Below are 15,240 nucleotides of genomic sequence, written 5' to 3'. Positions count from 1 at the left end.
TATAACGAAGGGTTTATCTATTTATTATTTTCTAATTATCCTCTTCTGTATTGAGGGTGAGGAGCAGGTACTGTATTAGGACCTTCTTCTGTTGTACCCATCAGATCTACAGTGTTAGGATCTCCTTGCTCACCATAGGTAAAGATAAACCTGTCTTGGCTGATACCTTGTCTTTCAACCAGGTAACGGATAACAGCATTTACTCTATCCCAGCTAAGCTGTTGAGAACGCTTGTCAGAAGCAGCGTGACCAGTTACGCGGATCTTACAAGTTGGGTCAGCTTTAATTTGAGCAGCAGCAGAGTTCAGGATGTTTCTGTGATTGTTAGTCAAAGTAGCACCACCTGAAGCAAACTGGATGCTTGGAAGGTTTCCGATGTTACATGCTCCTCTGCGGCCAAATTCACCACTTTCAAGCATATCACGGATTTCTTTACAACAAGCAGCTTCTGGACAGTTACCAACACCATCAGCATCTACTGGGAAGCATCTTTGTGGAGTTAGCAATTCTTTGTCTTTGTAATCAGGAACGCCATCACCATCTGTATCTCTAGCTACACCACGTGCATCTACTGGTACACCAGCCGGAGTATTTGGTTCCATATCAAATTGGTCTGTTACACCATCACCATCAGCATCTGGAAGAACTGGAGTTGGCAGCTTCATGTGAGAAGGCCTGTTAAGCTCGTTGTAGATGAAGTTGTTTGGATTGATCCACCATAGTGGCTCTACTCTTCTTGCCCTGTTACCAAGGTTGATGTTCAGACGACCACTTGTATAGCTGATAACATCGTTAGAACGACCTACGTACAATCCGTCCATGTTATCATCAAAAGTGAAGGTAAACCTTTGCTCAAGAGCTAAGTTGATAGTACGGCTAAGTTTCAGAGCGAATCCAGCACCAGCACTGAAAGCATGTCTTACCAGTTGGTTATTCTTGATACGTCCAACATTAGCACGATTACCATTCAATGCACCAGCATTTGATTCATAATCCATGTTCATCAGGTTCTTCAGGTCATCCTTGATGTCAGCTCTAGGACGAGCAAAATTGAAGTTGTTGAAATTGTAAGGTTGTCCATTTGCACCTACTGCATCTACGTCAACATCAGCTATTAAAACTGAATATCCGGTTAGAGCATAAAAATTGGTTTTAGGATTTCCCCTGTAGTGGCTACGATTATTCAAAACTGCAATCAGGTCTAGATTACCCTGGTGCAAAGCGTTTCTATAATTAGCTACGAAATTATTGTTACCATAACCAGCCCATGGATTGTTAGCAACGTTTCCAGGAAGTTGGGCATTTGTTCTTGGACGATAATCCAAGCCATAGTTGAAAGAACCTGTATAATCACCTCTTAAAGAGAAAGTATGTCCTAAAGATTTTCTTAACGAGATACCACCACCAAAACCTGGACGAGGTGATACATCACCAATGATAAATGAATGGCCAGCGTGTAAACCAAGCTCCCACTGATCGCGCGGCCTAGAAGGATAAGGGTATGCGTTGTTTAAAAACTCGCTGTGTTGAGGAAGTAATTTAGTAGGAATTTTGGAGCTGTCTCTCCAATCATACCCTGCATCGCTCTGCTGCGAGTAAGCTGCAGAGGAGAAGAGGCTGATTAAGCCTGCCATTAACATGTACTTTTTGCTTGCCATAGAAGTGTTTTATTAATTTTTTAAAAGAAAATCTCGTTAAAGACATCGTTGCAAAAATAGACAAAGGGTAGTAACTACCAAATTTTTACAACGTTGATCGCAAAAGTTAAAAAATTATACCAGTTTCTGTATGAACACTTTACAAGCGCTTTTTCAAGCCCAGCAAGGGTTTTAGTGTAGAATTAATTGCACAAGAAGCGGGTATTTTTTTGCTGCCAAAAAATCCAGTTATAGGTAAAGGATTATCTTGCGCAGCAAGTAAAAAGAATGGAATTAGCTCAGCGGATAATATCACAGGAATTAAAGGATTTTGAAATCCATTTTCGCGATGCTGTAAAAAGTAATGTCGGCCTGCTCGACAAGATCATGCAGTACATCGTGAAAAGGAAGGGAAAGCAGATGAGACCAATGTTTGTGCTACTGAGCGCAAAACTTGGTGGCCAGATCAATGACAAAACGTACCGGGCTGCTTCCCTGGTGGAGCTTCTGCATACTGCTACCCTAGTACACGACGACGTGGTAGATGAATCGCTGGAAAGACGCGGGTTTTTCTCCATCAATGCTCTTTGGAAAAATAAGATAGCCGTACTGGTAGGTGACTACCTACTTTCTAAAGGTCTCCTACTGTCGCTTGACAACAGGGATCACCAGGTTTTGCAACTGCTTTCGCAGGCTGTAAAACTTATGAGCGAAGGCGAACTTCTACAATTGGAAAAAGCCCGCAACCTTAACCTGAAAGAGGATATATATTTTGAGATCATAAAAAATAAAACGGCATCGTTGGTTGCCTCCTCTTGTGCTGCAGGAGCGTCTACTACTTTTGATGATCAATCAGCTGTAGAAAAGATGCGGCTCTTTGGAGAAAAAGCTGGGATAGCTTTCCAGATAAAGGATGACCTTTTTGATTATGGCAATATGGATGTGGGTAAACCTACAGGCAATGATATAAAAGAGAAAAAGCTTACATTACCATTGATTTACACGCTGAATAAAGTTGATGCCTCGCTTAGAAGAAAACTTATTTACATCATCAAGAACGAGAATAAGCAAAAGGAAAAAGTGAAGTTTGTGATTGATGAAGTAGTAAAAGCAGGAGGCATAGATTACGCTACAGAAAAAATGCTGAACTACCGGGATGAAGCGCTTGCTGTATTGCATTCATTTCCGCCTTCAGAAGTAAGAGATGGATTAGAAGAATTGGTAAGATATACTACTGATAGAAAATACTAACGATGCAAAAAAGATGGAAAATAGAGAAAGCCGATGAGGCTAAAGTAGCGTCGTTGCAGGATGCGTTGAAGGTGCATAAGGTTTTATGCAAAATGCTTGTCCAGAGGGGGTTTGATACATTTGAAAAAGCAAAGGCTTTTTTCCGTCCACAGCTTTCAGAACTACACGATCCATGGCTGATGAAGGACATGCGTAAAGCAGTTGATCGACTACTTTCAGCCTTTGATAAGAAAGAAAAAATTCTTGTTTACGGCGATTATGATGTAGATGGAACAACGGCTGTTGCCAGCATGTTCCAGTTCCTGAAAAAGATATACAACGAAGTAGATTTTTACATTCCTCACCGCTACAGGGAAGGCTACGGCGTATCTAAAGCAGGGATCGATTTTGCCAAAGAAAATGGCTTCACCCTAATAGTCTCTCTCGACTGCGGAATCAAATCAATTGAGCTTATTCAATACGCTAAAGAACTAGGTATAGATTTCATTGTGTGCGATCACCACATGCCTGACCACGAACTACCTGCAGCAGTAGCAATTCTTAACCCGAAGCAGGTTGATTGTGCTTATCCTTACAAAGAATTATGTGGCTGTGGAGTTGGTTTCAAACTGATGATGGCGATGGCGCAAGAGCTTGGTTTAGGCAAGGATTCTTACCTGTGCTATATGGATCTTTTGGCTACCGCAATTGCTGCCGATATAGTACCGATGACAGGAGAAAATCGCATCATGGCGTACTATGGTTTGAAGGTGGTAAATGAGAAACCTTGTGCAGGCATCAAAGCATTGATGCAATTGGCTAAGGCGGAAAAAACCATGCATATTTCCAATCTTGTTTTCATGATTGCACCGCGGGTAAATGCTGCCGGCAGAATGGATGATGCGAAAAAAGCAGTCAATCTTTTTATAGAAAATGATTGTGATAAAGCAATGGAATTTGCGGAGATGCTTCATAGCGATAATACAGACAGAAGAGAAGCAGACTCAAGCATCACAGAAGAAGCATTAGAACAAATAAAGAACGATCCTGCGCTGGTAAACCGCAAGTCTACAGTAGTATACCAGGAGCACTGGCACAAAGGTGTGGTAGGCATTGTAGCATCAAGATTGATTGAAACCTATTACCGCCCAACGGTGGTATTAACCCGGAGTGGAGATGTAGCAGCAGGCAGTGCTCGCAGTGTTGCGGGCTTCAATCTTTATGAAGCAATACATGCTTGTAAAGAACATTTGCTTGGCTACGGCGGCCACTTTGCTGCAGCAGGAATGACATTGCTGCCCGAGAATGTTGAAGCCTTTGCAAAGAAATTTGAAGAGGTAGTAAGTGCTACTATAACTCCTGAACAACTTATACCAGAAATAGTAATAGATGCAGAGGTGCAGCTTAGCGATCTCAGCTTTTCTTTCTACAATATCATCAACCAGATGGAGCCATACGGACCAGAGAATATGCGTCCTGTTTTCATTGCCAAAAACGTGGTAGATACAGGATGGAGCCGCGTGGTAAAAGAGCAGCACATCAAGTTCTCGCTTCGCCAGAATAACTACACGTTCAATGGTATTGGCTTTAACATGGCAGAGAAGTTTGACCTGCTCACTGGCAAGCGTCCGCTGGATGTTGTTTTTACGCTTGATGTAAATGAATGGAACGGTGAAAGAAGCCTGCAACTGCGGGTTTGTGATGTACGGCTGAGTGAAGCTGCTACCACTTCACCTGCTGGTGCTTCTTCTATTAATGCAGGAAGAATGGCAGAGGTGGCAACTGCTTAAGAATAACGATCTATATGGTTCAGTCAGCATCAAACCTTATGATCCTGTAGCTGAATAGCAACTGACAGCACAAGTGTGCGACGCAACGATGCCGAGACACATTCTACTGCCCGTAACAAAATAAAAAAGCCAGCTTCATCAGCTGGCTTTTTCTATATCAGTAATTGCTTACGCAACCAGTTCAGAATTCTTCTCTCCCTGCAGCAGGTCTACACTGCGGTTGATGAAGTTGGTAAGGTCACTACCTTTCAGCAAGCCCTGGCTCAACAGCGCAAGATCTGCAAGGTTACGCACCTGCTTTTCCTGCAGTTGTGTATCATCTTCCTTCAGGATGCGCTGGTAAATTTTGTGGTTACCATTTACGGTCAGCGTTACTTCATCTGGCATGTTAGCATACCAGCTAGCCATACCGCCGCCCATAACACCCATGTCTTTCATACGGCGCATAAACTCTGGACGAGTAGCCACAACAGGAGGCGCATCTTCACTTAATCCTTTCACTTCTACAGTAGCGTGAACCGTAGAGATCGGGAAGCCAAATAATGTCTTCAGTTTCTCCTCTTCATCTTTACTTAGCACACTGGCAGCAGTCTCTCCTTTGTCTATCAGGTGATCAACAATATCGGAGTCTACACGAGTAAATTGTACATTCTCCCACTTAGTTTCCATGTGGTTGATGAATGCTGCATCGATCAGCGTTTCCAGCTTTATCACCTTGTAACCTTTAGCTACAGCGCCTTGTATATACGCATCTTGCTGAACAGGATCAGTGGTGTATAAGATCACCAGTTTGCCATCCTTGTTCTTCTGCAAAGCTTCAGTAGCAGTGCGATATTCTTCCAGTGTATAGAATACTTTTGTTGACTTGCTTTCAGGCTTCTCTTCACCTTCAGCAACTTCAGTAGCGACTTCAGCAGGCTTAGTTGCAACTGCATCTTCCAATACCAAAAACTTGTTTGCCTTGTCCAGGAACTTGTCATCAGTCATCATACCGTACTTCACAAACAGACCCAGGCTCTCCCACTTCTCTTCAAAAGATGGACGCTCGTTGCGGAAGATCTCTTCCAGCTTATCAGCCACTTTTTTGGTGATGTGCGCGTTAATCTTCTTCACATTCGGATCGCCTTGCAGGTAGCTACGGCTCACGTTCAGTGGAATGTCCGGGCTGTCGATCACACCATGCAACAACATCAGGAACTCAGGAACAATATCCTTCACCTCGTCGGTTACAAATACCTGGTTGCTGTACAGCTGTATCTTGTCTTTCTGAATCTCGTAGCTCTGCTTGATCTTAGGGAAGTACAGGATACCAGTTAAGTTGAATGGATAGTCTACGTTCAGGTGTATCCAGAACAGCGGCTTTTCGCCAAAAGGATACAACTCGCGGTAGAAGTTTTCGTAATCTTCTTTGGTAAGATCAGCAGGCTTCTTCGTCCATGCTGGATTGGTGTTATTGATCGGCTTGATCTCTTCTATCTCATCATCCTTCTTATCTTCCTGCTTCTCACTTTTGTCAGTGAAATAAATTGGAATAGGTAAGAAACGGCAGAACTTTTCCAGTATACCTTTCAGCCTGTCCGCCTCTAAAAACTCTTTACTTTCTTCATTTACGTGCAGCACGATCTTAGTTCCGCGATCTGCCTTATCTATCGCATACAGTTCGTACTCAGGGCTACCATCGCAGCTCCAGTACGTACCTGGTTCATCTTTAAAACTCTTACTATACACCTCTACCCTTTCGCTCACCATGAACGAGCTGTAGAAACCAAGCCCAAACTTACCGATGATATTTTCCTCGTTCTGTCCCTTGTATTTGTTTACAAATTCCTCTGCACCGCTAAAGGCCACCTGGTTCAGGTACTTGTCCACCTCTTCCTGTGTCATACCCACACCGCGGTCAATAATGCTGATCGTCTTTTCTTTCGCATCCAGTTCTACATCAATGCGTAGCTCGCCAATGTCACCTTTTGCCTCACCAATTGATGAAAGTGTCTTCAGTTTTCTTGACGCATCCACGGCATTGCTCACCAACTCACGCAGGAAGATCTCGTGGTCGCTATACAGGAACTTCTTAATGATCGGGAAAATATTCTCCGTCTGAACTCTTATCTGACCTTTTTGCATAATAGAAAGATTTTGCAGCTTTTTATCAAACTAAGTACCAGAGCAGCAGTAACTGACAGCTTGGCAATTGTATTTTCGCAGAATTATTATTTATGGTACGGGCAGTGGTTTTCATGGCAGCATCGTTGCGTCGCAATCACTTCATCGGCTAATCTTTGAGGAACTTTAGCTTCAGCCTCCGAGTGGTAAAGTTTTGGAAGCAGTTACATATATGAGAAGATTTTTACTTGGTTGCTTAGCAGTTGTGGCTGTCACTGTTGCAAATGCGCAAACGCAGGCTGACACTGCATTACGCATTGTTTCATGGAATATAGAATGGTTTGGATCAACCGAGGCCGGACCGCCTAACAAGAACCTGCAGGAGCGCAACGTTGTTCGTATCCTCCGATTTTTAGATGCTGATATTTATGCTTTAGGAGAAATAGTTGACACCATGCGCATGCGCCGTGTAGTTGATTCTTTAGGAGCTAACTATGGCTTCACCATTTCCGACTTTTGCAGTGCGGTAGCCTCTCCCGATTTTCCTAACTGGCTTACCTGCCAGAAGCTGGCGTATGTATACCGCAAAGATGTGGTGAGCAATGTGAGAGTACGCGGCATGTTGCGCGCCAGCCAGAATGCATATTACAACTTCGCTAGCGGCCGTTTTCCATACCTGCTCAACGCCAACGTAAATAAGAATGGTAAGAAGCGCAACATCAACGTCATCAACATTCACGCAAAGTCTGGTACTACCAGCACCGACTATACCCGCCGCCGCAATGGTGCTATAGAATTAAAAGACACACTCGATCAGTTCTTCAGTCGAACACCGGTTATACTTGTAGGTGATTATAATGATGAATTACACCGTTCTATCAGCGGCTTTGGCACCTCTCCTTACCAGGTCATTGTTGCTGACTCCAATCGGAACAATGCTAATTACTACCGCTCCATTACGCTGCCGCTAAGCTATGCCGGCGAGAACTCTACCATTGGTTTCTCTACTGTTATTGATCACCAGATCATCAACAAGCGGATGGACAGTATGTATATCGCTGGCTCTGCTGCTATACGTAAAGATGTACTAACCGTAGTTCCTGATTACAATGCACGTAACACCTCCGACCACTATCCTGTTTTCTCCAGTTATTCGGTTATAGCCGGCGATACTTCTGTATTCATTGCTCCGCCACCACCGCCACCGCCTGCTCCACCTATTGTGCAAGGCTTCAAGATTGGACCTAATCCATTTAGCAATGTGTTGTACTACCGCTCAGGAAAAACACTTACTGATGTAACCATGGCATTATATAATGCTGTAGGTGCCAAGGTTTGGCAGCGCGAACTAGCAACCATTCCTGCGAACGTAGCACAGCAAACGCAGGTGCCTTCATCGCTACCTCCGGGTGTTTACATCTTTAGGCTTCTAAGCAAAGAAGAGACACACCAGCTGAAGTTGGTGAAGTAAGGTTCAAATGAAATTTCAGTCCAAGCAAGCAACAGGGAGTGCCACTTAATAGGTTTGCTAAGACCTATTCATTATTCACCTTCATCGTTGCCTGCACACCTGGAAAGAATCGAACTTTCTGCATTTGATTCCGGCTAGTAATTGGAATATGTAAGAAAGTCTAAGGCTTCAAAAGGCTATTTGTGAGCACGAAATTATAAGGACAAACAAAAAGGGCTGCTTCTTACGAAACAGCCCTTTTCATCCTAAGAAAATATTACTTCACCAGTTCTACATCATCAATGTTTACTCTTAGCCTGTTACCAGTAGAGCGCAGGAATGAAGTATTGACTATTTCAATTCTAACATTCTCAGTAGCTGTAGCAGGAATATCATATTCAGTGGCAGTAAGTGAACCTCTTGCACCTACTTTTTTAGCAAGTGTAGTCCAGGTAGTACCACCATTTTTAGAATATTTCAGTTGAACGCTGATCTCTTGTGCATCGTCGGTTCCTTCGTTGAAAGTAGATCCACCGAATTTGAACTTTACCTTCTGTACACCTTGCACATCAAACTCCATTTTTATTGAAGCATCTTTTGTTGCAGTACCACGAAGACGTGCTGATTGAGCACCAGCTTTTAAATCATTTGCATCAGTGCCTAAAAGTCCATCAGTGAAGAACCAAGAACCTGTTGTAAGTGCTACAGCAGCATCAGTATAATTGGTCTTTGCACCAGTTTCAAAGTTCTCAATAACATTAGCACCGGCAGCAGCTGTAGTAAATGTTACCTGGTTGCCATAAGATGTACCTGAACTGTTGGTAGCATAAGCCCTTACATAGTAAGTAGTGTTTGCTGTTAATCCAGTGATTGCACTAGTAAATGTACCTGTACCAGAACCATCAACAGTTTTGGTGCTAAGTGCTACAGTAGGATTTTGTGAAGTACTCCACACAACACCACGAGCAGTAACAGCGGTAGTACCTGCATATGTAACATTACCACCACTGGTAGCAGCAGTTTGAGTAATACCGGTAACTGCAGCTGTTGTTACAGCAGCTTCAGGTGTGGTAGCAGCTACTACATCAGCAGCAGAACGAATGGTTATTTGCGGAGTACCATTGAAAATTGATACATAACCCGTAAATGATGAAGCAGCAGGAGGAAGCGTAATTCCTAATCCTGTTCTTACAAAAGAGATGATAGAACCTGTAGCATCAGTTACTGAATAGTTAGTACCAGCACCACTTGTGCTAACCTGGGAGATGGTAACATTACTTAAAGTAACCACCGTAGATGCCCAATTGTTAGATGGAGAACCAGCTAGGTTTGTATTAATAGCTGCAACTGTAGTAGCACGAGGAGTAATGGTTCCTGTTCCTGTTTTAGTAGCTGAGAAAACGTTGTTCACCTGCATGTCGCCATTGAATAATTCAACCGTAAGTCCGGAAAGATCAACCAGCAATTTATCGCCTAATACAGCACCTGGATTAGCAGCTGTAGTAAAACGAAGCTGAATACCTGAACCACTTGCATCTTGAATACGATAGTTACCAGCTGCTTCGTTAGCGGTGTTAGAAACTACTATACCCTCTATACCTGTATTAGCTGGAATGGTAGCCGGAGCACCTGTATAAAGCGCCCTGATCTCCTGGATTGTTTTAACCTGCAGGTTTGGATTAGCAGCACCACAACGAGGACCATTCAACTGAACATCTGTTGTATCGCGGATCAACAACTGCTTAGTTGTATTGAAGACAGTGAAAATAGCTGTCACAGTACCACGTCCCTGAGGAACACGGATACCTGCAAAATTTGCATAACCACTGGATCTTACAATGATGCTTCCACCAGAACAGTTCCTGAAGTTGATGTTAGTTGTTGCCCTGTTAGCAGATGTATCAGCAAATGTTTTATTCAGATCAGCATTGGCAACTTCAAAATCTGTAAGGCGGATCAGCATGCTCTGGTACTGGCTTAGGTTGTCCAGTTGAGCAAGCGTTACATCTACCGGCTCTACTCGATCTTTCAGCTCACCTCTTACTATATAACGATCTATAAGTGTAGAAGGAATAGCTGAAACAGTAGGTGTTCCCTGAACTACAGTTCTTGTAGCCAGCTTCAGCATACCTGCTTCATTTACCAGGTAAAGGCCTTTAGCTTTTACATACACCTCGCGGCCGAGTGGATATTGGTTGTACAAACCAGTAGCGTCCAGCTCAATACCGATAGCTGCAGATTCATCCTGCAGGTAAATCATTTTGTAAATGTTACCGCTTCTGTCATTTGCTGTTACACGTCCTTTAAAAACAACATCATTGGTTATCTCTATCAATTGTCCACTTGAAGGGCTCAGGTTTTTCAATTGCCTGATGGTGGTGTTGGTGTCAATGTTAACAGGAGCGAATGTAGCGGGCTCATCAAACCTTTTTTTACAACTGGAAATAGCCAGCGCTGTAGCAAGTACTATCAGCAGGCTTGCCAGTCCCACCAACGAAAATCTATTTTTCATATTCTGGTTTTACTTTTTTATTTAAGAGTTTAGAAACGGTAGGTTACGCCAACAAAGTAGTTAAGGCCAAAAGAGTAGAATACCCTTGGAGGAAACTTGTTAACGTTCCTTGTGGCGAAGTCAAAGCGCAGTTGCTCGAAGCCGCCGGTGATGATATCCTGGTTGTTAGTTAGGTTGCTTACGCCTCCGTTGAATACAAGGAAGGAATTGCTTCCAAGGTTATATCTTCTTGGCAATTTCCATGAGTAACCACCAAAGAAGTCAAGAGTGAATTGAGGATCCCAGCGGGTTTGGTCAATAATGCTGCGATACATTTCAGCCTGTGGTTTATCATTCAGATCCAATCCATCTACCGCGCCTTGTGTACGACGAATAGGGTTGAACTCTAACCACATCTGGTCGAAGTAGTTTCCGGTAAGGCTAACGAACCAGTATTTAGGAGAGCGATAGGTAAATCCTAAGCTATACGCTTCCTGTGGTGTAGATGACACACGGAAATTCTGCGAGTAAATGGTTTGCCTTGCACGATCAACATCCAATGTACTTGAATTATTATCTACAGTTACAATCGCATTCTGCCTGCTGTTGAAGTAGTAACGACCAATTGAAGCAGCAGCATTCATAGTAACGTTAGGTAAAATCTTTGCTTCCATACCGAATTCAGTACCGAAGTGAACTTTATCAATATTGCTAAGTGCATAGTTCACAAAGTTTCTCACTTCGTCGTGGAAGAAGGTCATTACGTTCATCTGGTTGTCGAAGTTGGTATAGTAACCACTCAACCTAAGTTTTACCCTTGGAGCATTTAGCACATAACCACCTTCTACACTTGTAACGGTTTCACTTGTAGTGTTGTCCTGGATGAAGTCACGTGTACGAGGTGCTATGTAAACATTTTCGAAGAATGGTGCACGTGTTAATCGCGCCGCATTTGCATACACATAATTTCTACCATCTATCTTATAGGTCATTCCACCTTTCAATGCATAGTTGGTGAAATTATTCACTGATGATTTGCCAAATGAATTGTTTGGATACAAGCCATTGCGCACATTACCTACCCTATAAAAATTAGTATTAGAAAGTTCTCCTGAAAGGAAGAAGTCAACCTTGCTAAACTTGAAAACTCCCTGTGCCCATGCAGAAGCTCGTCTTACATTGATATCGTAGTTATGACCATATTTATCACCTACACCTACTATACGATTAGGGCGGTTCAGGTCATTTTGGTTTACGTTCGGGTTGTTTGGGAAATCTCTTTCAGCAAACTGGTTAAGATCTACATAAAAAGCGCCACCTAAAAGGTCGTTCACCCTGTTGAAATAGTTATTACGTTGTGCCTGGAAAGTAGCACCTGCAGAAAATTCAAGATGATCGCTGACGCGTGTATTCAAAACAGTATTGGCATTGAAACGGTTAGTTGCAATTACCCTGTCTTGCAAAACATAGCGAGAACGGCGACCAGAAGTATCATTTCCAGCAATACCATTTACGTTTCTGATTGTTTCCCAGTTGCCCCTGTTAGCTTCGTAAAGAGCCAGCCAGTTTATCTGTAGCAGGTTTGGGTTTGCCATTATAGCTTCCCTTGCTTGCTGCTGCACAGCAGGATCTTGCTGGTAACTTGGCAGGTACCTGTAATAATCAGGACGAGGATCAGCAGCATTATACCAATCCAATGCTGTAGTACTTCTTTCACCGGTAGAATAACCTGCAGCGGTAGTAAGTGTTGTACTGTTGTTGATACGGAAGTCGTGGGTGAAAATGAAGAAAGGCTGGTGCGTCTTTGCCACGTTAGCATTACGCTTTTTGCCTTCCTGGTAGCCCCATGCAGGGTTGTAGTAATGTGAACCTGTAAGTTCCATTGCTTCCATAACAGCACCTGTCTGGCGACCGTTTTCTGTAGGAGCACCAAAAGCTGTGAATGATAAAGTATGCCTGTTGCTGATCTTTTTATCTACTGCAAAAAAGTAGCTCCAGCCATTGTAGTAGGTTCCGGGTACATAACCTTCGTCGGCCCAACGGCGGCTTCCTGAAACGGTGAAAGCCCAGCCTTTTTTGCTAATGCCGGTGCTGTGGGTAAAATTAAAACGATGCGTATACGCCCTGTTTGAAAGCGCATAACCAAAGCTGGTCTGTTTTCTTTGCCTGCTGGCTCTTGCATCTATATTGGTATTACTTCCAATATCACCAAAAGCAAAAGTATTAGGACGCAGACCAAGATTAAGTTCACGGTTACGCATTACATCGTTTAGTCCACCCCATAGTCCAAATGGAGTAAATCCATTGTCCAGGTTGTCCATCGGAATGCCATTCATAAAAGTGGTGTTCAGGTCGTTGTCGTAGCCACGCAACCTAAAACGAACAGCACTGAAATTGAATGATGCAGCAGAGAAGAAAGGATCGCGTCCGGCAGTCAATATTGACGAAATGTTCTGCCCATCTCCCATTCCACCTTCATCAAGCGAGATAACAGGGATGTTATCCATGATCTGGTCTTTCATTTCGATAAGCAGGGAGTCTCGGGCGGGGAGGGTATCAGTCCTTGCAGGACGATCAGGTTGCTGGGCCTGCGCTGCCACAAGGGCAAAAAGCGCTGGTACCAGCATTTTCATTTTAAGCATAAAAGGTTTAATTGGCTGGGCAAAAGTAGTGTGGTAAGAGTGAACCTGCGCACTTTAACGGTATCTAATCATAATTTAATCGGCGGATTTTAAGGGGCTACAGGCGGTTTAGTATGTTTGCAGCACATTCAACCTCACATGAAAAATTTATTTGTTGCTTGCCTAACCCTACTGGTATCTGCTACTTGTATAGCACAAAAACCTCAATACAAAGTGGCGGTTATCTCCTTTTATAACCTGGAGAATTTTTACGATACAGTTAGAAATCCTGCTATAGACGACAGGGAGTTTCTTCCTACAGGCGACAAGAATTACAATAGTTCTATTTACTGGGATAAAGTGAAACGCTTAGCAACCGTCATCTCGCAGATCGGTACAGAAATGTCGCCTGATGGACCAGCCATACTTGGCGTAGCGGAAATTGAAAACGATACCGTACTTACAGATCTTGTGAACCACCCGCTTATCAAGCAGCGCAATTACAAAATTGTTCATTACGATAGTAAAGATGCGCGTGGCGTAGATGTGGGGATGCTGTACAACCCGAAATACTTCACCGTAGAAGTAAGCGCGCCGCTGTATGTACAGCTTCCTGGTGGTAGTAAAGATGCATGGCATACCCGCGATGTGCTTTGGGTAAAAGGAAAATTAGATGGTGAGACCGTACATATATATGTAAACCACTGGCCTAGCCGTCGTGGTGGAGAAGAAAGAAGCCAGCCTGCACGTAATGCAGCAGCTGCCGTGGTAAAAGCACATATAGATGGCGTTATGGCCAAAACGCCAGATGCGAAGGTGGTAGTGATGGGCGACCTGAATGATGATCCTACCAGTCCGAGCGTAGCGCAAATTTTAAAAGCAAAAGGCAAAGAAAAGGAAGTAAGGACAAGCGGTCTTTTCAACCCTTGGGTAGACCTTTATAAAAAAGGTATAGGAACACTGGCTTACCAGGACGCCTGGGGATTATTTGACCAGATAATCGTTAGCCATGCATGGCTGAGCAAAGAGCAGGAAGGTTTCTTCTACTTTATGCCTAAGGTGTTCAACAAGGAATACATGGTAGAGAACATTGGCCGTTACAAAGGCTATCCAATGCGCACATGGGATGGAAACACCTACCGCGCCGGCTATAGCGACCACTTTCCTACTTACTTAATTATGCTAAAGAAGGTAAAGCAGCAGGATGCTATAGCGAGGTAGTTGGTGCTTAGGTGATAGATGTTAGGTGTTAGATGTTAGAAAGCAGATGCTGGATAGTGGATGCTGGATACAGGATGGATGATGGATAAGGAGGCTTACTTTAGGCAAGTTGGATTTGATACTGGAAATCGAGATCTTCCCTAAACTTCAGCTGACGCACAATCAGTTTTTCATTTTGCATTTTGCATTTTACATTTTTGACTTTTGAATTTTGACTTAACCTTTGACTTCCCTCCTTCCTTAAAATTACACTAAAACCCTTTTAGCTGCGGCTTTGTCAGCTCATTCCCCTACCTTTGCGCTCCCAAATTATTTTTTTTAACCACAAATCAGGGATTAATGAACAATTATGAATTGATGGTGATTTTTACCCCGGTGCTTTCTGAGGAAGACTTCAAGGCAGCTCAGAAAAAATTCACCGATATGATTGTTGAGCACGGCGGAGAGATCGTGAACAGCAACCCATGGGGACTTAAATCACTTGCGTATCCCATCCAGAAGAAGACAACTGCGATCTACTGGGTATCGGAATTTAAAGCGCAATCCGACTTCAATGAGAAGCTGAAGATCCAGCTCCTGAGAGACGAGCAAGTGCTTCGTCACATGATTACTAAGCTCGATAAATACGCCGTCGAGTATAATAACCGCAAAAGAAGTGGCGTACCTACAGGAACCGAAAAAGTGGAGGCATAATCAT

At 43.3% G+C, this 15,240-nt stretch carries 9 protein-coding genes; 5 read left to right on the top strand and 4 right to left on the bottom strand.

Going from position 1 to position 15,240, the window contains the following annotated elements:
• Positions 1-35: 35 nt before the first annotated feature.
• The gene (locus J4N22_RS16040) at positions 36-1,634 is read right to left on the bottom strand and encodes an OmpA family protein (protein WP_207496272.1); all 1,599 of its coding nucleotides are present in this window, start codon (positions 1,632-1,634) and stop codon (positions 36-38) included.
• 291 nt (positions 1,635-1,925) lie between these two features.
• On the opposite strand from J4N22_RS16040, the gene J4N22_RS16035 reads away from it, so the two are divergent.
• Both J4N22_RS16035 and recJ read left to right on the top strand, forming a co-directional pair.
• Entirely contained in the window at positions 1,926-2,888 is a 963-nt protein-coding gene (locus J4N22_RS16035) for a polyprenyl synthetase family protein (protein WP_207496270.1), read from the top strand.
• Positions 2,889-2,890: 2 nt separating this feature from the next.
• Positions 2,891-4,657, top strand: coding sequence for a single-stranded-DNA-specific exonuclease RecJ (gene recJ / locus J4N22_RS16030; RefSeq protein WP_207496269.1), 1,767 nt, complete (start codon positions 2,891-2,893; stop codon positions 4,655-4,657).
• Positions 4,658-4,825: 168 nt separating this feature from the next.
• Here the strand turns inward: recJ and htpG are convergent, their stop codons facing one another.
• Positions 4,826-6,781, bottom strand: coding sequence for a molecular chaperone HtpG (gene htpG / locus J4N22_RS16025; RefSeq protein ID WP_207496267.1), 1,956 nt, complete (start codon positions 6,779-6,781; stop codon positions 4,826-4,828).
• Between the two features lie 211 nt (positions 6,782-6,992).
• Between htpG and J4N22_RS16020 the strand changes: the two genes are divergently transcribed.
• A complete protein-coding gene (locus tag J4N22_RS16020) occupies positions 6,993-8,231 on the top strand; it encodes a T9SS type A sorting domain-containing protein (protein WP_207496265.1) in 1,239 nt (412 codons plus the stop codon).
• Between the two features lie 256 nt (positions 8,232-8,487).
• Here J4N22_RS16020 and J4N22_RS16015 read toward each other — a convergent pair whose 3' ends face one another.
• Both J4N22_RS16015 and J4N22_RS16010 read right to left on the bottom strand, forming a co-directional pair.
• Complete coding sequence (locus tag J4N22_RS16015; protein WP_207496263.1) at positions 8,488-10,722, bottom strand: DUF5689 domain-containing protein; 2,235 nt, start codon at positions 10,720-10,722, stop codon at positions 8,488-8,490.
• Positions 10,723-10,751: 29 nt separating this feature from the next.
• Positions 10,752-13,334 (bottom strand): TonB-dependent receptor, encoded by a 2,583-nt coding sequence (locus J4N22_RS16010; protein WP_207496261.1) that lies wholly within the window; start codon positions 13,332-13,334, stop codon positions 10,752-10,754.
• A 147-nt stretch (positions 13,335-13,481) separates the two neighbouring features.
• Here J4N22_RS16010 and J4N22_RS16005 point away from each other — a divergent pair, with 147 nt between their 5' ends.
• Together J4N22_RS16005 and rpsF are read left to right on the top strand one after the other, a co-directional pair.
• The gene (locus J4N22_RS16005; protein WP_207496260.1) at positions 13,482-14,543 is read left to right on the top strand and encodes an endonuclease/exonuclease/phosphatase family protein; all 1,062 of its coding nucleotides are present in this window, start codon (positions 13,482-13,484) and stop codon (positions 14,541-14,543) included.
• 339 nt (positions 14,544-14,882) lie between these two features.
• Entirely contained in the window at positions 14,883-15,236 is a 354-nt protein-coding gene (gene rpsF, locus J4N22_RS16000; protein WP_207496258.1) for a 30S ribosomal protein S6, read from the top strand.
• The last annotated feature ends 4 nt before the right edge of the window (positions 15,237-15,240 follow it).

Origin of the sequence: Aridibaculum aurantiacum, assembly GCF_017355875.1 — a bacterium.
In the GTDB taxonomy this organism is placed as follows: domain Bacteria; phylum Bacteroidota; class Bacteroidia; order Chitinophagales; family Chitinophagaceae; genus Segetibacter; species Segetibacter aurantiacus.
Note: the sequence above shows the minus strand (reverse complement) of the source record. Positions and strands in the feature narration are given on the sequence as shown.